The organism is Actinosynnema pretiosum (assembly GCF_024171695.1).
Lineage (GTDB): Bacteria > Actinomycetota > Actinomycetes > Mycobacteriales > Pseudonocardiaceae > Actinosynnema > Actinosynnema pretiosum.
In genome coordinates this window covers 1-20508 of record NZ_JAMTCF010000039.1, presented here as the reverse complement: position 1 = coordinate 20508, position 20508 = coordinate 1, and the positions used below count along the sequence as shown (strand labels likewise).

The window sequence follows — 20508 nt, the reverse complement described above, 5'->3', positions numbered from 1 at the left end:
CGGTGTCCGGTTCGACCGGCCGGGACCGGGACGACCGGCGACCAGACCGAGGCGGGTGATCGCGGACAAGGGCTACTCCAGCCGCGCCATCCGCTCCTACCTGCGCAGACGCCGCATCCCGGCCACCATCCCGGAACGCCGCGACCAGAGGGCCAACCGGCTGCGCCGAGGCCGGGCCGGCGGACGCCCGCCGACCTTCGACCGCGCCGCCTACAAGCGTCGCAACGTGGTGGAACGCTGCTTCAACCGGCTCAAGCAGTTCCGCGCCATCGCCACCCGCTTCGACAAGACCGCCGTGTCCTATCGAGGCATGCTCGACCTGGCCACGCTGCTCATCTGGCTTTGAGGACAGGCCCTAGCGCCTTCACCGCGCTCGGGTGCGCCACCTCCACCCCCGCCCGCACCCGCACCGCCCGGACCGGGAACCCCTCCAGCGCGGCCAGCTCGCCCGGCCCCACCGGGAAGTCGTCCACCTCCGCGCCCACGCCCGCGTCGGCGAGCACCCGCAGGTTGTCCGCCGCCTCGTCCCGCTCGAACAGCACCCGCGCGGGCACCGCGACCCGCAGCAGCCGCCTCGGCAGCCCGGTCTCCTCCAGCACCCGCAGCGCCGACCCCACCAAGTCCTGGTCCGCCGCCTGCTCCCCGCTCAGCGCCACCCGCACCGGCAGCTCCGCCCCGTCCCGCGCCCACTCGACGGCCCGCTCGCACGCCGCCCGCAGCACCAGCGCCCCCAGCGGCACCGCGAAACCGGTCTCCTCGGCCAACCGCGCGCACCTCTCGTGCGGCAGCACCCCGAGCACCGGGTGCCGCCACCGCAGCACCGCCTCGGCCGCCACCACCTCCGAGTCCGCCAACCGCACCACCGGCCGGTACCGGACCTCCAGCTCCCCGCGCCGCCACGCGCCTGGCATGGTCGCGGCCAGGGTGAAGTCGCGCCGGTCCACGGCGTCCAGCTCCGGGTCGGCCAGCGCCCACTGCCTGCTCCCCAGCCCGCGCGCCCGCCGCAGCGCGAGGTCCGCCGCCTCCAGCAGCTCGGCGGGCGGCGTGCCCGGCGCGGGCCGGTGCACCACCCCGATTGTGGCGGACAGCGCGATCTCCTGCCCCGCGACCTCCAGCGGTTCCCCGAGCCGCTCGTTGATCCGGCGCACCGTCGTCACCACGTCCGGCGTGCCCGCGACGTTCTCCACCAGCACCGCGAACTCGTCCGCCCCGAACCGCGCGATCATCGAGTTCTCACCGGGCGCCACCTCGAACAGCCGGGACGCGGCGGTCTTGAGCACGTGGTCGCCCACCACCCGCCCGAGCCCGCCGTTGATCCGCGAGAACCCGTCCAGGTCCAGGTGGTAGACGGTGATGCCGGTCGCCGGGTCGGCCGTGCGCAGCGCCCGCTCCAACCTGCTGGTGAAGTACTGCCGGTTCGGCAGCCAGGTGAGCACGTCGTGCAGCGACTGGTGGTTGAGCTGCCCCTGGAGCAGGCTCACGTCGGTGCGGTCCTCCACGACCACCACCGCGTAGGGCGTCCGACCGGGCGGGCGCAGCGGCGCGGTGGTCAGCGCGGCCCAGGCGACCTCGCCGTCCGGGCGGACCAGCCTGCGCTGCCCGGACAGCGCCGAGGTGCCGCCGCAGGCCAGGCTCGCCAGGTCGGACACGACCGCGCCCCGGTCGGCCGGGTGCACGAGTTCGAGCAGGTCGACCCCGGTCAGCGTGCCGCGTGCGCGGTTGAGGATGTCCGCGAGCGCGTCGTTGGCCTCCAGGACGCTGCCCTCGAACGTCACCGAGGCCACCCCGATCCGCGCGGCCTCCTCCACGATCCCGGCCTTGGCGGCGAGCAGCACCGACTCGGCCACCTGCGGCTCGGCCACCGGATCACCGGGGAGGTCGGCGCCGCCGGGGGCCGGTCCGGCGACCGGGGCGCGGGTGTCGACCCGGTGCCGGTCGGGCTTGCCCGGATCGGTCCGCGCACCGGTCGGCCGCTCGTCGGTTCCGGTGTCGTGCAGGTCGTCGACGTCGTCGTCGGCGGCGGGCGAGCAGTGGTGCGGCTCCCGGTCGGCGTCGTCCTCGTCCTCCGGCGCGGCAGGCGCGGCCGGTGCTGCGGGCGGTCCGTCGACCGGGACCCGGACCGCCGGGCCGCGCGGTGTCGCCAGGGGGACGCTGTCGCGGCGGGGCTTGGCGGCGCGGGCGGACCTGGCCGCGGCGTTCGCCACCGCCTGCTCGGCGAACCCGGCGGCCAGCGCCGCCAGCACCGAGGGGACGCGGCTCCCGACCGCGGCCACCGTGCTGAGCGCCGGTAACTCGGCGCTCAGCAGTTCCAGGCTCACCCGCAGCGCCTCGGGGTCCTCGGTCAGCTCCGCGAGCACACCGCCCGTGGTCCGGCCCGCCGCGACGGCCAGGTCCGGGCTTCCCGGCGCCGCGCCCGGTCCCGCGCCGTCCCGGTCGTCGTCCTCGAAGTCGTCCTCGTCCGCGTCGCCGATGCCCAGCGCGCCCGCGCACAACCGCTCGACCTCGCCGAGCAGCGCCCGCTCCAGCACCTGCCCCGGAACCCTGCCGCCGGAGTGCCCGGCCAGCAGCCCGGCCCACGTCCCAGCCAGCTCCGCGCGCTCGCGGAGCGCTTCCGCCTCCCGGGAAAGCGGAACGGTCATGTCACCCTCTCGGTGGCTCTGCGTTCGGTCTTCACGTTCGTGCGCGCCGGAGGTCCGGCGGCACGTGTCCACGCGGTGCTCCGGCAGCCGTGCCGATCAGGGCCTGCCACCGGTCGTTCATCACAGCTTGCGCGACAGGGCTAATAGCGCCGTCGACCGAGTGGTGGACAGGAACCCGGATCATCCAACCGCCTGTCACCTCACCGCGCCAGTAGATCCTACAAATTAACTCGATCGTGGCATCAACCTCGTGTCCGACACGCCCTTAAGGTTCCCTTTAACCCCTGCTGAACGATGCTCGGCCGGTGTTCGGGGCTTCATCGCGAACGCTTCCGGAACTCCGGCGCGCCGCAGGTTGGAGTGACGCTCCGCAGTCATGGGCTACACCGCAGAGCTGCGGAAACACCCCTTTGGGTCAATCGGTGTCCAATGGTGATCACCGTTGGGCGGCGCGCCCCGAAATGGGACGACGCGGGCGCCGCTGACGTTCGGCGGATATTTGACCTGGGGTCGACCTGGGATCATCCGGTCGAATGCCGGTTTCGCGACCGGGACGGCCGGGCGGAAAACGGCAGCCGGTTCCATTGGCGGCCCCGGTCAATTCCTGACCACGTGGAAAGCGGCTTGTCCGGAGTTCGCGGGCGCCGCCCGGTGTCGGACCCCGCTGCTAGCGTCGCGCGCATGACGACGACCCGCGTCCAGCGCACCGTCCGCGCCCCGCGAGCAGCCGTGTACCGGGCACTGCTCGACGGCGAGGCGGTGGGCCGCTGGATGGTCCCCAACGGCATGACCAGCGAGGTGCTGGCCTTCGACGCCAGGGAGGGCGGCGAGTTCCGGATCAGCCTCACCTACGACGACCCCGGCACGACGGCGGGCAAGACCAGCGACCGGGTGGACAGCTACGGCGGGCGCTTCACGCGGCTGGTGCCGGACACCGAGGTGGTCCAGGTGGTCGAGTTCGACACCGACGACCCGGACACGGCGGGGGAGATGGTGCTGACGTTCACGCTGGTGGACGTCGAGGGCGGCACGGAGATCACCGGGGTGCACGAGAACGTGCCGCCCAGCGTGCGACCCGAGGACAACGAGTTCGGCTGGACGATGTCGCTGGGCAAGCTCGCGGCGCTGGTGGAGGAGGGGCAGGTGGGGAAGGAGAGCCAGGTGGGGAAGGCCTAGCGGCTGGGAAGGCCTAGCGGCCGGCCGGGAAGGGCCTCGGGCGGGGCTCTTGGGGGTCCGGATGGACCGAGGACCGGACGGACCGAGGGCGTGGCACCGGGGGTCCGGCGCCACGCCCGTCAGACCGCTGCGCTCGTCAGGCTGCGGGGCTCACTCGCCCGCGCCGCACAGCCACTCGTAGAACTCCTCGCCGTCCGGCACCTCGCCCCGGTGGCGGACGACCCACAGCAGCGCGGCCTCGCTCTCGCCGTACTGGTCGAACTGCTCGCCCTGCGCCACGACCACGACGGTGTTCTCGCCGCGCCGCCACAGCGCGTGCTGCCAGCCCAACTCCTCGTCGTGCCCGCCGGTGCGCTCCGGCTCGCCCAGCACGGCGGTCAGCGCGGCCACGCCCTCGGCGTAGCGGGCGGTGAAGTCGGCGCGGGAGGCGTCCTCGGCGAGCTGCCAGCCGTCCGGCCAGTCGCCCTCAGGGACGTCCTCGGGGTCGGGGGCGAACCAGGCGAAGTCCAGGGAGGCGCTGGTCAGGGCCGTCTCGTCGGCGCCGAACCGCACCGGGCCCTCGGGCAGGTCGAACCGGTACTCCAGCTCCTCGAACACCTGGTGCGAGAGCGCGACCCCGCCGGGCAGCTCCCAGCCGGTGCTCGCCCACGCGTCGTCCAGGTCGCCCCACGGGGTGTCCGCGAGTGCCAGGACGCGTCCGATCGCTTGCTCGTCCAGAGGACGCCACGCCAGTGCCATGCGGCAACGGTAGTGGGCGTGTCCCGGTCGTTCGCAGGCCGGGTGGGTGATCAAGTCAGCGGGTGAACGCGGCCTTGCGGGCCGCCCTGCGCATCGTGCGCAGCAGCACCGGGCCGGTGGTCGCCACCAGCAGGGCCGTGGTGACCGCCCGGCCCACGTCCCAGCCCAGCGACGTGGCCAGGCTGAACAGCGCCAACCTGGTCAGGTTCGACCACACCGGCTCGCCGGGCTGGAACGACAGGTCGCTGTGCGCGCCCAGCGCGAACGGCCAGAACGACAGGTTCAGCAGCAGCCCGTAGCCGAGCCCGGCCACCGCCCCGTACCCGGACAGCACCAGCAGCTCCAGCCACCCCCGGCAGCGCGGCAGCAGCCCCGCCCCGAGACCGACCCAGGCCGCGCCGATCATCTGGTAGGGCAGCCACGGCCCCACCCCGCCGGTCAGCAGGGCGGACGCGAACAGGGTCGTGCTGCCCAGCACGAACCCGAAACCGGGCCCGAACACCCGGCCGCCCAGCACCAGCAGGAAGAACACCGTCTCCACGCCCGCCGTGCCCGCGCCCAGCGGTCGCACGGCCGCCCCCAGCGCGGACAGCACGCCCAGCACGGCGACCGCCTTCGAGTCCAGGCCGCCCTCGCTCAGCTCGGCCAGCACCACCGCGATCACCAGCGGCAGGAGCAGGGCGAACAGCCAGGGGGCGTCGGTGGAGTGAGCCACCCCGGCGCCCGGCTCCACCAGCAGCGGCCAGCCGAACGCGATCAGGCTGATCACGGCCGCGACCAGCAGGGACGCGGTCGCTCGCGGACCGATCCGGACGGGGACCGAGGCGGAAGCGCCGATCCGGGAGCCGATCGGGGAGCCGGTCCGGGACCTGATTTCGGACCTGGGCCCGTGCCCGTTTTCGGGCGGGGACCCGCTCATCGCCGCACCCCGCGCACCGTCGCGGTCCCACGACGCGCCCGTGTCGGCCTCGCGCTGACCGCCGCCGCACCGCCTGCCGCCACCGCGACGCCTGGTCGCACTGCGCTGCCCACCGCCGTACCGGGCATCGCTGCCGCTGTGCCGCCCACCGTCGCCGCCGCACCGCGCGCAGCCCCAGCCGTGCCGCCCACCGTCCCGCCACTCACCACCCCGCCACCCGCCGCCAAGTCCTCCCGGCTCACCGCAGCGCCCCCTCGACCTGCTCCACCGTCAGCCACCGCCCCGGCGCGAGCACCTTCGACACCTGCGGCGCGAACACCGGGGACGAGGTCACCACCTCCGGGGTCGGGCCGTCCGCCACCACCTCGCCGTTCGCCAGCACCACCACCCTGGTCGCGCACTCGGCCGCGAACTCGACGTCGTGCGTCGCCAGCACCACCGCCGTGCCGCGCTCCGACAGCCCGCGCAGCACCTCGACCAGCCGCCGCTTCGCCACCACGTCCAGCCCCCTGGTCGGCTCGTCCAGCAGCACCACGCGCGGCTGCGCGGTCAGCGCGATCGCCAGCACCAGCGCCAGCCGCTGCCCCTCCGACAGGTCGCGCGGGTGCGCCTCGGCGGGCACCCCCGGCGCCAGGCCGTCCAGCAGCGCGCGGCACGTCCCCGGCTCGCGACCGGACTCCCGGTCGGCCTGGGCGCACTCGGCGGCCACGTCGTGCAGGTACAGCAGGTCGGCGGGCTGCTGCGGCACCAGCCCGACCAGCGCCCTGCGCTCACCGGGCTTCAGGTCCGCCGGGTCGGCCGCGCCGCCACCGCCGTCCACCAGCACCGTCCCCGCCGACCGGCGCCCGCTGCCCTGCACCGCCCACAGCAGGCTCGACTTGCCCGACCCGTTGCGCCCCATCAGCGCCACCCGCTCGCCCGCGTGGACCGCGAGGTCCACCCCGCGCACCGCGTCCACCCCCGGATACCCGACCCGGACCCCCTCGGCGCGCAGGGCGAGCGGACCGCCCACCGGCGCGGCCTCGGGCGGGGTCAGCCCGGACAGCCGCTCGCGCAGCCCCGCCGCCGCCCGCCTGGCGTCGCGCACCGACACCGGGACCGGCGACCACCCGGCCAGCGCGCCCAGCCGCACCACCGGCGGCGCCACCGGCGACCCGGCCAGCACCTCCGCCGGTGCACCCGCGCTGACCAGGCCGTCCCGCACCAGCACCACCCGGTCCGCGTACTGCGCGACCCGCTCCAACCGGTGCTCGGCCACCAGCACCGTCATGCCCAGGTCGTGCACCAGCCGCAGCAGCGCCGCCAGCACGTCCTCGGCCGCTCCGGGGTCCAGCGCCGACGTCGGCTCGTCCAGCACCAGCGCGCTCGGGTGCGCGGTCAGCGCCGCCCCGATCGCCACCCGCTGCTGCTGCCCGCCGGACAACGTCGACAGCGGCCGGTCGCGCAGGTCGGCCAGGCCCAGCAGGTCCAGGGTCTCCTCGACCCGCTTGCGCATCACCGGGTTCGGCAGGGCCAGCGACTCCATCGAGTAGGCCAGCTCCTCCTCCACCGAGTCCGTCACGAACCCCGACCACGGGTCCTGCGCCACCAGCCCCACCACGTCGGCCAGCTCGCGCGGCGGGTGGTCGCGGGTGTCCCGGCCCGCCACCAGCACCCGGCCGGTCAGCTCGCCGCCGCTGAAGTGCGGGACCAGGCCGTTCACGGCGCGCAGCAGCGTCGACTTGCCCGACCCGGTCCGGCCGACGACCAGGCACAGCTCGCCCTCCGGCACCACCAGGTCGACGCCGGACAGGACCGGGGCGGGCGCGTCCGGGTAGGTGATCGACACCTGCTCGAAGCGGATCATCACGACCTCCGTTCCGGCGGCGCGGGCGCCACCACCAGCGGCAGCAGGGCGACCAGCGCGCCCGCGACGGGCAGCAGCGGCAGCACCGGGGCGGACAGCGGGGTCACCTGGACGGTCAAGGCGGGGGTGGCGGTGGCGACCGCGCACACCGCCGCGACCAGGCCCGATCCGGTGACCAGCAGTTCGCGGGCGCGCCAGCGGTCGGGGCGGTAGCGGGTGCGGCGGACCCGGCGCGACCCCAGCGCCAGCCCACCGGCGGCGAGCGCCGTGCCGGTGGCGAGGGCGCCCGCGCCGAGCGCGGGCGGGGTGTCCGCGCCGAGCAGGCCGTACGCGCCGACGCACAGGCCGACCAGCCCGCCCAGCACGAGCGAGCCGGTCAGCAGGCGGTGCCTGCGGGAGAGCCCGGCCTGCCTGCCGTACCCGCGCGAGTCCATCGCCGCGGCCAGCACCAGGGAGCGCTCGAACGCCTCCTCCAGCACGGGCACGAGCAGCGAGCGGACCACCCGCCTGCCGCGCGGGGCGTCACCGCGCAGCAGGCGCGCCCTGCGGACCGAGCGCGCGCTCGCCACCAGCTGCGGGGCGACGGTCAGGGCGACCACGACGGCCACGCTCACCTCGTAGAGGGCGGCGGGGAGCGAGCGGAGCAGGCGCTTGGGGTCGGCGAGCGCGTTCGCCGCGCCGACGCAGGCCAGGAGGGTCGCGAGCTGGAGGCCCTGGCAGAGGGCCAGCACCAGGCCCTCGGCGGTGACCGGGCCGCCCAGTCGGACGCCCTGGGCCCAGGCGGGGAGGGGGATCTCGGGGAGGTCGAGCAGCACGGTCGGGCCCTGCACGCCGCCGAGCAGCACGTGGAACAGGACCCGGATGGCGAGGATCACCAGGCCGAACTTGAGGAACGCGCCGTAGGCGGAGGGGCCCGCGCCGCGTCGGGCGCAGCCGACGACCACGACCCCGGCGGTGGACAGGAGGGTGGTGAGGAGGAGGGGGTTGGTGGTGCGGGTCGCGGCGGCGGCCAGGCCCAGCGCCCAGAGCCACCACGCACCGGGGTGCAGGAGGCGGGGCGGTGGGGTGGTCACCGGGAGGCTCCGTGGGGGTGGGGGTTGGGGTGGTCGGGGGGCTGGTCGGCGGGGTGGCGCTGGGGATCGGGGGTGGGGCGGCGGGGCGTTCACCGGGGGTTCCCCTGGTGCCGGTCAGCGGACCGTTCACGGGAGGGTTCCGGGAGGCGGAGTAGCGGTCCGTTCGCCCGGTGGGGGCTTTGGAGGGCCGGTCGGCGGTCCGTTCACCGGGTGGCCTTGGGGGTGAGCGGACCGGTGGGGTGGTCGATCGCGGACGTCGGGCCCGGACGCGGGGCGCGGGTCGGCGGTCCGCTCACCTGGTGGCGGGGGCGGTTGGTCACTGGGCCGCTCTGCGGCGCGCGGTCCACACGCCCAGGCCTGCCAGCGCGGCGATCAGGAGCACCCCGGCGAGCCAGCCGACCGTTCTGCCGCCGGTCTCGGTGGCTTGCGCGGCGGGGACCGGGGTGGGGGTGTCGTCCGCCGGTGGGGTGGACGGGGGAGTGGAGCTTTCGCCGGGCTGGGTGCTCTCGGTGGCGGCGGGCGCGGAGGACGCGGCCGACTCCCCTGTGGGAGGAGCGGGGGCCTGGGAACCGGGTGCGTCCGGTGTGGCGGGGTTGGGGGGCGCCTGGGCGGTGGTGGGGGAGTCCGGCTGCGCGGCGGGTGGCGCGGGTTGGGGGACTTGGGGCTGCTGCGGGGCCGGTTGCTGGGGTGGCGCGGGCTGGGGCGCGGGAGCGGGTGGGGCCTGCGCGGGTGGGCTGCCCGCGCCGAACGCCCAGCCCTCCACGGTGCCCGGTGCGGGGTTGTAGGCGCCCGCGCCGGAGGAGCTGTAGGTCCACGAGCCGCCCGCCGGGGCGTGCCAGTACGACCAGTACGCCGACGCGGGCGCGCCGTTGCACGGGTTGGGCAGCGCGGCGATCTGGCAGACCAGACCGGGTTGGCGGGGGACGTAGGAGTGCGCGAAACCGGCGGAGTTCAGCGCCGCGATCCCGGTCGCCGGGTCACCCGGCGCGCACCCGGTGCGGACCCCGCCCAGCGCGCCGAAGTCCACCACCACGGTCACGCCGTCGCACGCGGCGGCCGACGCGGGCGCCGGGAGCAGCAACGCCCACAGCAGCGCCACCACCGCCGCGAGCCCGCCGCCGAGCCGCCTGCGGGTGGGGCGGCCGGAGTTGGGGCGCCTGTCGGCGGACCGTCCGGAGGTGGGCTGCCCGCTGTTGAGCCGCCCGCCGTCGAGCAGGCTGTCGGCGAGCCGCCCGAAGGCGAGCCCTCCGCCGCCAAGCCGCTCGGCGGCCCTGCGGCGTGCGACCGGGTCCGCGCTCACCGGCTGTGCCGCCTGCGCGACACCACCAGCGCCAGCGCGCCCGACACCAGCATCAGCGTCCCGATCGCCACCACCGGCGCGATGTTCGCGCCCGTGTTCGCCAGCGCCACCGTCTGCTTACCGGTCACCACCGCCGCCGGGGACGTCGTGGTCGGGGCGGTCGCCGCCGGGGTCGAGGAGCTGCCCGTGGTGGTCGGCGCGGTGGTCGTGGTGGTCGTGGTGGTGGTCGAGCCGGTCGTGGTCGTCGGCGGCTGCGCGTCGCACTTCAGGGTCGGCACGTCGGCGCTGCCGCCCGCCTCCAGCGCGGTCAGGCCAACGCCCGCCACGCCCAGCACTGCCTGCGCCGTCGCGCGCGTCGCGGTGCCCGCGTCGAAGCCGGACGCGTCGTACCCGATCGCGCCCCGGTTCGCCTCCGCGCCCGCGCAGCCCACCTGGAGCCCGGTCAGGAACGCCACCGCCTTGTCGGCCGCCGCCGCCCGACCGCCGACGCGCAGCGCCTGCGCGGCAAGGCCGGTGCTGTTCGCGTTCGGCTTCGGGGCCGGGCTGAAGTCGGTGAAACCGCCGGTCGCGCCCTGCACCGACACCAGCCAGTCCAGCGCCTTCGCGGCCTCGGCCGACTTGCCCGCGGCGAGCATCGCCTGCGCCGCGTAGCCGGTGGTGTCCACGTCCGGCTCGCAGGTGGCCTGCTCCAACCGCTGCGGGAACCCGCCGCCCGCGCACGCCTGGCCCACCAGGTAGTCCACCGCCGCCTGCGGCGCGGAACCGTGCCGCTCCAGCGCGATCACGGCCAACGACTGGGTGATGCCGTTGCTGTAGTCGCCGTACTGCGACTTGTCGCTGAACCGGCCGGACGGCGCCTGGAGCGCGGTCAGCCGGGTGATCAGGTCGACCCCGCCGAACGCGGCCGGGTCGGCGCCCTGGACCTGGGCGAGCAGCGCGACCTTGGCGTGCGCGCCCGCGTAGGACTCGGTGGTCCCGTCGCCGAGGTACTGCGGCAGGTTCTCCGGCTTCGCCAGCCACGCGGTCGCCTTGGCCCCGCTGTCGCGGGCGACCCCGGCCGCCGCGAACGCGAGCACCGCGTCCGCCGTCAGCCCGTGGTCGGGGTAGGCGACGCCGTCGAAGGTGGTCTCCAGGTGGTCGCCGTCGACGAGCTGGCGGGCCAGCCAGCCGCTCGCCGCCCCGCCGGGGGAGGCGGTCGGCTCGGCCTGCGCGGGCAGCGCGGGGGCGAGCAGCCCGGTGACGATCAGCGCGGCGATGCCCGCCGCGGCACGGCCATGACGCATGTGGCGCCTCTTTCGGTGGCGAGGCGCGGGACACCCGTGAGGGCCCGACCCGCAGTCCTCGACGGGTGGCGTGGTTGACCGCGTCCGCCGGGTGTTCGGGCTCGGCGTCCTCGGGACGCCCTACCGTTGCGGGTCAGCGCCGGCATTCGACCGGCTTCCCCCAGCGCACGCGCGGATCAGAGTACGCCCGTGAGCGGGGGCGGCGACCAGCGTTCGGACCCATCCAGCGGGAGGGCGGGGACGAGGCCCGCGTCACGCCTTCCTGGCGATCAGGCCGCCCTGCGGGCCCTTCTCCGGGCCGTGCGGGGCCCTGACCAGGCGCGCCACCTCGGTCAGGCCCGCGCCGGTGATCGCGTCCGCGACCGCGTCCACCGGGTGCCAGTGCACTTCGAGGTCGACGTCGTGGCCGTACGCGTGGCGCAGCGGGGTGACCCGGTCGCCTGCTTTGAAGGCGGTCAGCAGGTGACCGCCGGGGGCCAGCACGCGCGCGAGCTCGGTGAAGGTGGCGAGCAGGTCGGCGGTGGGGGTGTGCACGGTCGAGTACCAGGCCACGACCCCGCCCAGCGCGCCGTCCGGCACGGCCAGGTCCTGCATCGCGCCGACCTCGAACCGGTGACCGGGGTGCTCGCGGCGGGCCACCTCGACCATGCCGGGGGACAGGTCGACCCCGGAGATCTCGACGCCGAGGCCGCCCAGGTGCGCGGTGATCCGGCCGGTCCCGCAGCCCACCTCCAGCACCGGGCCGTCCACCAGTTCGGCGAACACGGCCAGCAGGGCGCGGTCGAACGGCATCTCCGGCAGGCTGGAGCGGACCAGCCGGTCGTAGGACTCGGCGACGGTGTCGTACGAGGCGCGGGTGGCCTGCGAGCGCGGGTCGATCATGGCGGGAGACGCTACCGGGGAGGTGGTGGGGGGAGGGGGTGTTGGGGGCGGTGTTGGGGAAGGGGCGGTGCCGAGTAGTCAGGCGCCCGGTCGGTTCACCGCGATCTCGGCCCAGACGGTCTTCGCGGTGGCGCCCTGCACGACGCCCCACAGCGTCGCCAGGCGGTTCACCAGCAGCAGGCCCCGGCCGGTCGGTTGGAGCGGCTCGAAGCGGCTGAGCACGGGGAGCAGTTGCGGACTGCCGTCCTCCACCTCGACCCTGACCACGTCCCGGACCAGCCGCAGCCGGAAGCAGCGGGGGGCGATCGCGTGTCTGAACGCGTTGCTGAGCAGGGCGTTGCCGACGAGCTGGGTGTCGACGGCGTCCGCCACGCCCAGCTCGGCGAGCGTCGCCGACGTCCACTTCCGCATCCGTGCCAGCGGCGGGTCGTCGTCGTGCAGGACGACGTCGATCCGCTCGCCGGGGCGCTCCACGATCCGCACTCGAAAGTCCTCCGGGAAAATCGCCCGACAAGGCGACGGGGTACCCCCGTTGGCACGAGTCAAACACCACGCCCGGCCCACCGCCAGAGGTGGGGGGCGTTGAACGGGGGAACCGCAGGTCATGGCGCCTACACCGGTCAACCGGTCCCGGCTGCTCGCGCTGCTGCGCGACGAGGGGCCGCTGTCGAGGGTCTCGCTCGGGGAGCGGTTGGGGGTGCCCAGGGCGGCGCTGTCGGCCGAGCTGGGGCGGTTGGGCGAGGTGGGGCTGGTGGAGGAGGGCGGGCCTGCGGCGAGTCGGGGTGGGCGGCGGTCGGTGCTGGTGCGGTTGGCGGCCGAGTTGCGGGTGCTGGCGGTGGCGGTGGGGGCGACGTCGGTGACGGTGGCGGTCGCGGACGGGCGGTGCGAGGTGCTGGCGCGGGTCACTGAGGAGAGTGACGTGCGTGACGGGCCCGGGGTGGTGCTGGAGCGGGTGGTGCGGCTGGCGGCCCGGGTCCGGGAGATGGCGCCGGGGCGGGTGGTGGCGGCGGGGGTCGGGTTGCCGGGGCCGGTGAGCTTCCGGGACGGGGTGCCGGTGGCTCCGCCGATCATGCCGGGGTGGGACCGGTACCCGGTGCGGGACGAGCTGGCGGCGCGGTGGGGGTGCCCGGTCGCGGTGGACAACGACGTGAACGCGATGGCGCTGGGGGAGCGGCACGCCGGGGTCGCGCGGTCGTTGGAGGACTTGTTGTTCGTGAAGGTGGGGACGGGGGTGGGGTGCGGGATCGTGCTCGGGGGGCGGGTTTATCGAGGGGTGGCGGGGGCTGCGGGGGACATCGGGCACATCCGGTTGGAGGAGGACGGGCCGGTGTGCGCTTGCGGTGGGGTGGGGTGCTTGGAGGCCTGGTTCAGCGGGGCTGCGTTGGCTCGGGACGCGGTGGGGTTGGCCAGGAGCGGGAGGTCGCCGTTGTTGGCTGCCGGGCTGGCTGAGCGCGGGGGGTTGACGGCTCGGGATGTGGGGGCGGCGGCGTCGGCTGGGGATTACGCGGCTGCTGGGTTGGTGCGGGATGGGGGGCGGCGGTTGGGGCAGGTGGTGGCCTCGCTGGTGAGTTTTTTGAACCCAGGGATGGTGGTCATCGGGGGTGGGGTTTCGGGGCTCGGGCACGCGCTGCTGGCTGAGGTGCGGGGGGTGGTGCATCGGCGGTCGTTGCCGTTGGCGACGGGGAATCTGCCGATCGTGCTGTCGGAGTTGGGGGAGGAGGCCGGGGTGGTTGGGGCGGCTTGGACCGCGACTGAGCGGGTTTTTGCGGTGTGAGGGGCGGGTGGGGGTGGGGAGGGCTGCGAGCTGCAAGTCACAAGCCAAGATCAAGAGCTGAAGGGCTCGCCTCGCCGGCGGGGCAGACCTCCAAAAAAGAGGGACACGAGCTCTGCCGGCCGGTGGCTGTTTCAGGGTGGTTGCGTTTACCCCTGCGGTGGGCGGGGTCCCTCTTCTCCGTGTGGCCTCCATACGGAAGACAGTGGCTCTGAGCAGGTACTTTGGTGAGGTGGTCAACACGTCGGGTTCCCCAGGGGAGCACCACACCTCACAGGGAGCCCAGACGTGGCCACGATCGAACAGCGCGCCCGCAAGGACGGAAGCGTTGCGTACCGCCTGAAGTGGCGTTTCGGCGGCGGGCGGGACGGCGCACCGCAGAGCCGGACGTACGACGACCGCGCCGACGCCAAGAGCATGAAGGGCGCGGTTGAGGCGCTGGGGCACCGCGTCTACGACACCGACCCCCGTGTCATCACGTTCGAGCTGGTGACGGGCCAGCGGCCCAACAACTACTCCGGCGCGACTTTCGACGAGGAGGTGGAGCGGTACATCACCAGCCGGCGGCGCGCCAGCGCCACCAGCCGGGATCTGTACCGCCGCACCCTTCGGCGTGCCGCACCTCTGTTCCACCGCTCGGTCGAGTCGATCACGACCGAGGACATCCAGAACGTTCTTGACGGGCTCACCAGGGCCGGTGAATCGGCTCATTTGCTGGCGGACCTCTTGGGCGGGCTTTTCAAGGACTCTGCCGCCAGGCACGACTACCCCAATCCGATGCTCGGGGTGCAGCGGCCGGACAAGCGTCCGCGCACCGGTAATTTCCTCACCTCCAAGGACGCCGCGCTGTTGGTCGCCGCGTGCTACGCCCTGCCCCGTACGGGGGCGCGGTTGGGTGTCCTGGTTGAGGTGTTGTTGGCGACCGGGTTGCGCATTTCGGAGGCTCTGGGGCTGACGGTCGCGGACGTGGACGTGGATGACCTCGGTCGCGTCACGATCGCGGTGGAATTGCAGTTGGAGCGCCAGCGGAAGGGACAGGCGATTGGGGCGCGCGTCCCGCTCAAGACTCGGGCGAGTCACCGGCGGATCGCGGTCGATCCCGACACGGCGGAGTTGCTTGTCCGGCTGATCCACGGACGGCCGCACAACGCGCCGTTGTTCACCTGCCCCGGCACCGGGAAGTGGTGGTCCCACCAGGCGGTCGGGTACGCGTTCCGCAAGGCCCGTGCCGCCGCCAAGAGCGCGGGAATGGTGCGCACCCCGCGCATTCACGACCTGCGCCACACCCACGGTTCGTGGCTTCTCGCGGACGGAATCCCGCTGCTGGTCGTCTCGCGTCGTCTCGGCCACGAGTCGATCACCATCACGGCCAACACCTACGGCCACGTGATGCCGGAGGCCGACGACGCGATTCGCGCCGTGATGGCCACCCGCCGGGCGAACCTGTCCGAGCGCGTGGCGGGCGTGGTCGTCCCGATCACCGGCGCTGCCACCGGCACGTCCTCCAAGCGCAGCAAGGCGAAGGGCAGGGGCAAGGCCGCTCAGGCGGCCTGACCCCCTTTTTCCAGAGTCCGGCCGGGTCTTTCCCCGGCCGGGCCCGCTCCCCCTTCCGCTTTGCCCGCGATTGGAGACGTGCCCCGATGATCGAATTCACGAGCGGGGACACCGTCACCACCCGTGCCCGCAAGTTCCTCGACCACGACGGCGTGGGGTTCCTCGCGCTCACGACCCCGTGTTGCGCGGTGGAGACCCACCGGCCGGTCTGGTCGCTGGTGGACTCGTACCTGAGCGGTTGGCCGCTCTACCTCCGGTGCGGTCGGTCCTACGGGGTCCGGGCCATCGGCGTGGACGACCCGGCCGGTTGCGATCGGCTCTGGTCGGTCCGGGTGACGCTGGCCGAGGACGGTCTACCCGATGAGGTGATCTGGACCGCCTAGGCGGCCCGCACAGCCACACCAGGCGGCCGGGGAGGGTAGTGGCCTCCCCGGCCGCTTTCATCGTCTCAGGCCCGCTCAGCCCTTGGCGGCCGACTTGCCCACCTCTCACAGGGCTTGAGCAAGTGAGCAAGTGAGCAAGTCGCGAAGTTTTGCAGGTCAGCGACTTTTCCAACTTGCTCACCCTTGGATGTGGGTAAAGCCGGTAAACCTGGCAGACTTCAGCACTTCATGTTCAACGGCCAGCAACGGCCAATTTTTCACGGGTCTCTGGACCACATTCCCAACTCCCGCCTAGGGTGCCGTTATCCGACCATCACGGACCTAGTGATCGGAAGGGTCCCGGCTACCCAAATGTGGGTTCATTAGTGCAACTTGGCCGGTTCCGGACTTGACAACTTAATATCAACTGAATAGCGAGAACTCTAAATGCCGATCACGGCCAACTCGTTCCGCGGTGAACTTGCCCCGCCCTACCTGGTCGAACGCATCATCAACCAGGCGTTGGCAGGGGCCCCGTTCACGCAGTCCCTCACCCCGGTACCCACGTCCACCGGCAAGGTCGTCTTCCCCTTGGCCTCCCCCACGGGCGCGGAATGGCTCAACGAGATGCAGCCCTACCCGATGGCCACCCTCAACGACGACGCCTACACCGTGGCCGCCGCCAAGCTCGGGACCATCGTCCTGCTCAGCGAAGAGTCCGTTTCGGACACTGCCTTCCCTATCGTGGAACAGCTTTCGAACATGTTGCAGGACACGGCAATGTCCAAGTTGGACACTGACCTGCTCAACGGCGATGGTCAGGGCACCACCCCGCGCGGAGTGCTCGGCGCGGCCACCACCGTCCCCGGCGCGTCGTGGATCGCGGGTATCGGCACGGCCGTGGGCCAGCTCGGCGCACAGGGAGCCACGGCTACGCGGATCGCGTTCAACCCTGCCGACCATGCCACCGAGAACGCCCGCGTCAGCCCCGACGGCCGCCCCATCTGGGGACCCGACGGCGTGGCCGGACAGTTCGGACTGACCCCCGTCATGGTCCCGTCCATACCCACCGGACAGGCTCTGGTCTACGACCACACCCGCGTCTACTACATCCAGCGGGAATCGGAAATGCGCTTCCTCCGTGAACGCTATGCCGAGCAGGGCGCGATCGGCATTCGCGTGACCATGCGCGCAGCCATCGCCGCCCCGGCCGCCCTGAAGTCCATGCGCCTGGTCACGCTCACCACCACGCCGACTGCCACCGTCAAGACCAGGTAGTCCACCACCCTGGGGAGGTACCCCCTCCCCAGGGTTCTTCCATATCGGATCGTCATAGCACCCGACTCCACGCCAGGGTTTAGGTCTTCGCGAAACGATGTGGACAGCAACACGTCGTCGTCGGCCAGCTCGGTCCACGCCGTACGGGGCCAGGAACGCGCGCACACCGGGCACGCCAAAGTGTCCGGGCCGTCCAGGCGGAGCACGCCCGTACAGGGGCCCTCAGCGCCCCCAGGACACGCGCGCACGTCCACCGGGGCCCTGACCCCCGCCACGGCCCGACAGGCCCGTGCGACGGCCGTCAGCTCCTCCGCCGCGTCACCGACCCACCCGGCCCCGGCCACGACGTCCACGTGGGCCCTCAGGAACGCCACGGCGGACGCCACGGCCATGCGGGCCCGGCACCGGGCAAGCCCAGCTCGGCCCGGAGCTGGCCAGCCCAACCGACGACCACGGCCGGGATCGAGACCGGGCCCGTGCCGTCAACCGGCAGGGACGTACGCCAGTCGAGCAACGACAGCACGAAATCGTTGGCCGGTGATGAGGGACCGAATCCAAGCGTGCGACACCCGTCAGACCGCTGTCCCCGTGACGGTCCGACTCGACCCGCGACGGTAGGCCACAGATCGGCGATATCCGAGAGAATCCGCACAAGATGGCCGCGACAACGGCCACACACGGCCAAACCGGGCAAAGCCGGAACTCGGTGCGATGACGAGAAGTCAGAACGCATACAGACAGGACAGAAGCGCCCTCTCCGAACCGGGAGTGAGCGGTGGGGCGCGCCGACCGGCAACAGCGCGCCAGAGTCAAGATGATCATAGGACGTCGACAGCGGTCAGGTATGCGCCGTTGGCCGGAGCCCTACTTTTTACCGGAGTGCTGCTTGCTCACTTGCTCACTTGTTCATATCGAGAAGACGGAGCAGTGGCACGCGAACAAGCTCAAACATCAGTCCGCTACACCTACAAATGCCGCAAGCTTTCGCAAGTCAGATTTGACCGAACGTCGTTCCCGCTTGAGCATTCCCCTAATCATGGAATGGACGCGTCCGGTGAAAAGCAACTGCTCCGGCGCTGCCATCCGCGCCAAAATGAGAGCATCCACCGACTCGCGGTCTTTTCCACGTAGGAAGTTCGCCCAAGCGACAGTGATCAGGTGTGAGACCTTGCGTTCGGCAAGTTCGATGGGCAAGTTTTCGTGTGGAACGCCTTCGGATTCGGCAACAGCTCGACCAGGGTCCCCCAATTCCAAAGAAAGCCAGACCTGATGAATAGCTATGTTCGTGGGACCAAAAGCTAGCCAGAAGTCATTACGGTCACCCACTTTTTCGGCGGCCCGGGAAGCTTCTTTAAAGTAATCCCTAGCTGCCCTGTGGTCGTTTAGGGTGGCTGCGCCGACAGCACCTTTTAGCATCAATGATCCGTACATGCTATAAGCCTCGGGCGTATCCAGGTGAGGGCGCAGTGCATCAGCAGCAAAGACGGGAGCGTCGACAGATTCCGTAAGGCGTCCGGCATGACGCAAGACAACCGCAAGCCGCCATGCACCCCCTGCAATCAACAAGGGATCTTCACTTTGCTCGGCGGCCTGAATGGACCTTTCTGCTGCAATCCACGGGAGGTGTTGCTCACCTAGACGGTCTAGCATTCCGCTAGTCACTCGATAAACCAAAGCTTGCAGCTTCCCCGCGTCCCGCTTTTCGGCTTCACTTTTAGCCGAGTTCATCAAATGCCAGGCGTCGGCAATCATGTCGGGGACAAGCGGGGCCATTTCAGACCAGCGCTCAGTCTGGGAACAGAAAAAAGCTTTTTCGATACGGATTTTCAAGTGCTCCGGAGATACGGTCACCCGGTCTGGAATGTTAAAAAGGCTAGACATTCCGTTGTATCGCAGCATTGCCGATTCAATTTCAGGAACAGTATTAGGTGCCGTGCCGAGCGTATCGCCACGGTTTGTCGTAGCCCTAAACGGCCCAGGCAAAAGGAGGGCTGGCTTGATTCGTAGCGCCTCAGCTATAGCGACAATGGTAGATAACTTATCCACCTGCCTTTTCCCGTTTTCGATCTGTCTGAGCCACTCGGTCGTGCGTCCGCCCGCCAGGCCGCACAGAACCTCCTGAGTCATCCCTTGCCGCAGGCGGTAGTGGAGGATGCGTTCACCCACTGTCGCCTCAGTGTCTAGCCACATAAGTCCAGGATACCTGGCATCCGCTGCCCCCAACGGTCCCATGCCGTACCACCCGTTGGGGCTATGCCGGTTGGGCAAGTAGACCCCAAACAAAAAGTTGGGGTCAGTCGCACCGCTTGGGCTTACCTTCCTGGTCGGACGCAGCAGTTGAAGGCTGCGTGTGCAACCTCACTCACCCGCGAGAGTGATCGACACAGTTAGGGGGCCGAAGCAGCTGGGCCGAGCCGCAAGGCGGTGCTGGTCAAGCTGAAACCCAAGATGCCCTACACAATCAAGCTAAAGGATGAAGCATTCGCCAAAGCGGCCAGACTGGCCGGCTTAAATTCCGACTACGCTTTGGCGAAAGCCATGGATGTGAACAGGTCAACTATAACCAGAGCTTTGGCGGGAGTTTTGCAACCCGGTCCAGCATTCATAGGCGGAGCTCTGGCTGCGCTAGCTCCCATGGAGTTCAAGGATCTTTTTGAAGTACTTAAAGGTGATGTCTGACCGATTGCTCCGCGAGGGGTCGGGGCAAGCAGTCGGTTAAACATTTGGGCAAAGTTGATCGGTGAGATTTGACATGAATGCTCGCCTTTTCAAGTGGTTCCCATACTCCGGAAAGCGACATGCAGTCCCCGTCGAAAGCGGGGAGGCCGAAGAAACTAAAACTTTGTGCGGGGTTGATGTTCCGGCGTCGCGGGACAAACTTCCAGGGCTTGCACGGTGCTGGTCAACCTGTACGGATTGCGACACCGAGTGGCGGAACAGGGAAGGGATCTCACAGTTTCCTCCCTTGCGAATTAAGATAAACCAGGGAAGGCGTGGAGAACTTGGCCAAAAATGAGAGTCTGGAAACTATCGCAACGAGCATCAATGACAACCTTCCGGAGAAGTCCACGTCAGAAGATTTCCTGAAAGTCTTAAAGAAAAAGGCATTGAAAGATGCTCCGGCAATGTACGCGATCGCTTACGAGATCGACGATGGAAACGACCTCGCTGTGGTGGCCTACGGTCTCGCATTCGACAACCGATCCGAGACGATCGGTATAAACGACAACTTTCACAGTTGTTCCGCGACGCCGGGAGATGCAGCAAATCTCTATGCCGGATTCGTGTCTGACGAAAATCTCAAGACGCATCTGGTATGGCTCGACTGAAAATTGGTTCGGCACTTAGGCGCGTTTGATGACCTCGCCAGTGTACGAGCAACTGAATTCTGTCGAGACGTTGAGAGGCCGCCCCCTTCGAGTACGGGGGTGGCCTCTCAACGTCTACGCGCCCCGGCTGGCTGCTGGTGCTGCTACTTTGACCTCGCCGCTTAGCCCTCACCGGCCGAGCGGGGCCAGGAACGACAGGAACGTGTTCCCCGTGGGATCACCGACTGGCTGACTCCGTCAGCAAGGGGCCTTCTCTGGCCACTTTGGACCGCTCTGAACAGCAGCGATGCAGGTCAGAGGGGACCGTCTCCGTATGGCCTCCTTTCAGGCAAGCACAGGCGTCAAGACGCCGTTTGAC

Annotated in this window: 19 protein-coding genes and 1 riboswitch; of the genes, 9 read left to right on the top strand and 10 right to left on the bottom strand. The window is 71.1% G+C overall.

Annotated elements, in window-relative coordinates; translation table 11 throughout:
* The coding region (locus LV78_RS40285; protein ID WP_253845584.1) for a transposase at nt 1-346 on the top strand (346 nt) is incomplete at its 5' end.
* Here LV78_RS40285 and LV78_RS40280 read toward each other — a convergent pair.
* On the bottom strand, nt 333-2639 hold the full coding sequence (locus tag LV78_RS40280; RefSeq protein ID WP_253851479.1) for a diguanylate cyclase domain-containing protein: 2307 nt from the start codon (nt 2637-2639) through the stop codon (nt 333-335). The genes LV78_RS40285 and LV78_RS40280 overlap by 14 nt on opposite strands.
* A 681-nt stretch (nt 2640-3320) precedes the next feature.
* Here LV78_RS40280 and LV78_RS40275 point away from each other — a divergent pair.
* The gene (locus LV78_RS40275) at nt 3321-3815 is read left to right on the top strand and encodes an SRPBCC family protein (RefSeq protein ID WP_253851478.1); all 495 of its coding nucleotides are present in this window, start codon (nt 3321-3323) and stop codon (nt 3813-3815) included.
* A gap of 150 nt (nt 3816-3965) precedes the next feature.
* On the opposite strand, the gene LV78_RS40270 is transcribed toward LV78_RS40275, so the two are convergent.
* The 8 genes from LV78_RS40270 to LV78_RS40235 form a co-directional block, all read right to left on the bottom strand.
* A complete protein-coding gene (locus LV78_RS40270; protein WP_253851477.1) occupies nt 3966-4553 on the bottom strand; it encodes a hypothetical protein in 588 nt (195 codons plus the stop codon).
* A 55-nt stretch (nt 4554-4608) separates the two neighbouring features.
* Nucleotides 4609-5322 (bottom strand): ECF transporter S component, encoded by a 714-nt coding sequence (locus tag LV78_RS40265; protein ID WP_253851476.1) that lies wholly within the window; start codon nt 5320-5322, stop codon nt 4609-4611.
* Between the two features lie 388 nt (nt 5323-5710).
* On the bottom strand, nt 5711-7318 hold the full coding sequence (locus LV78_RS40260; protein WP_253851475.1) for an ABC transporter ATP-binding protein: 1608 nt from the start codon (nt 7316-7318) through the stop codon (nt 5711-5713).
* Nucleotides 7318-8391, bottom strand: coding sequence for a CbiQ family ECF transporter T component (locus tag LV78_RS40255; protein WP_253851474.1), 1074 nt, complete (start codon nt 8389-8391; stop codon nt 7318-7320). Before LV78_RS40255 ends, LV78_RS40260 begins: the two co-directional genes overlap by 1 nt.
* A 316-nt stretch (nt 8392-8707) precedes the next feature.
* Complete coding sequence (locus LV78_RS40250) at nt 8708-9691, bottom strand: hypothetical protein (protein WP_253851473.1); 984 nt, start codon at nt 9689-9691, stop codon at nt 8708-8710.
* The gene (locus tag LV78_RS40245; protein WP_253851472.1) at nt 9688-10974 is read right to left on the bottom strand and encodes a prenyltransferase/squalene oxidase repeat-containing protein; all 1287 of its coding nucleotides are present in this window, start codon (nt 10972-10974) and stop codon (nt 9688-9690) included. Before LV78_RS40245 ends, LV78_RS40250 begins: the two co-directional genes overlap by 4 nt.
* Before the next feature lie 69 nt (nt 10975-11043).
* Nucleotides 11044-11187: riboswitch (cobalamin riboswitch) on the bottom strand.
* Nucleotides 11188-11226: 39 nt separating this feature from the next.
* Nucleotides 11227-11856 (bottom strand): class I SAM-dependent DNA methyltransferase, encoded by a 630-nt coding sequence (locus tag LV78_RS40240; RefSeq protein ID WP_253851471.1) that lies wholly within the window; start codon nt 11854-11856, stop codon nt 11227-11229.
* A gap of 78 nt (nt 11857-11934) precedes the next feature.
* Complete coding sequence (locus LV78_RS40235) at nt 11935-12339, bottom strand: ATP-binding protein (protein ID WP_253851470.1); 405 nt, start codon at nt 12337-12339, stop codon at nt 11935-11937.
* A 121-nt stretch (nt 12340-12460) separates the two neighbouring features.
* On the opposite strand from LV78_RS40235, the gene LV78_RS40230 reads away from it, so the two are divergent.
* From LV78_RS40230 to LV78_RS40215, 4 genes are all read left to right on the top strand, one after another.
* Nucleotides 12461-13630 (top strand): ROK family transcriptional regulator, encoded by a 1170-nt coding sequence (locus LV78_RS40230; RefSeq protein ID WP_253851469.1) that lies wholly within the window; start codon nt 12461-12463, stop codon nt 13628-13630.
* A gap of 285 nt (nt 13631-13915) precedes the next feature.
* The gene (locus LV78_RS41945) at nt 13916-15181 is read left to right on the top strand and encodes a tyrosine-type recombinase/integrase (RefSeq protein ID WP_253851338.1); all 1266 of its coding nucleotides are present in this window, start codon (nt 13916-13918) and stop codon (nt 15179-15181) included.
* An 86-nt stretch (nt 15182-15267) separates the two neighbouring features.
* Nucleotides 15268-15564: a hypothetical protein gene (locus LV78_RS40220; RefSeq protein WP_253851337.1), complete on the top strand. Its 297-nt coding sequence runs from the start codon at nt 15268-15270 to the stop codon at nt 15562-15564.
* A gap of 426 nt (nt 15565-15990) precedes the next feature.
* Complete coding sequence (locus LV78_RS40215) at nt 15991-16821, top strand: phage major capsid protein (protein ID WP_253851336.1); 831 nt, start codon at nt 15991-15993, stop codon at nt 16819-16821.
* Between the two features lie 951 nt (nt 16822-17772).
* On the opposite strand, the gene LV78_RS40210 is transcribed toward LV78_RS40215, so the two are convergent.
* On the bottom strand, nt 17773-18987 hold the full coding sequence (locus LV78_RS40210) for a helix-turn-helix domain-containing protein (protein WP_253851335.1): 1215 nt from the start codon (nt 18985-18987) through the stop codon (nt 17773-17775).
* A gap of 258 nt (nt 18988-19245) precedes the next feature.
* Between LV78_RS40210 and LV78_RS40205 the strand changes: the two genes are divergently transcribed.
* From LV78_RS40205 to LV78_RS40195, 3 genes are all read left to right on the top strand, one after another.
* Nucleotides 19246-19500, top strand: coding sequence for a transcriptional regulator (locus LV78_RS40205; RefSeq protein WP_308208812.1), 255 nt, complete (start codon nt 19246-19248; stop codon nt 19498-19500).
* Between the two features lie 73 nt (nt 19501-19573).
* On the top strand, nt 19574-19837 hold the full coding sequence (locus LV78_RS40200; protein WP_253851368.1) for an HC3 family zinc finger protein: 264 nt from the start codon (nt 19574-19576) through the stop codon (nt 19835-19837).
* A complete protein-coding gene (locus LV78_RS40195) occupies nt 19815-20150 on the top strand; it encodes a hypothetical protein (protein ID WP_253851334.1) in 336 nt (111 codons plus the stop codon). Before LV78_RS40200 ends, LV78_RS40195 begins: the two co-directional genes overlap by 23 nt.
* Nucleotides 20151-20508: the final 358 nt, after the last annotated feature.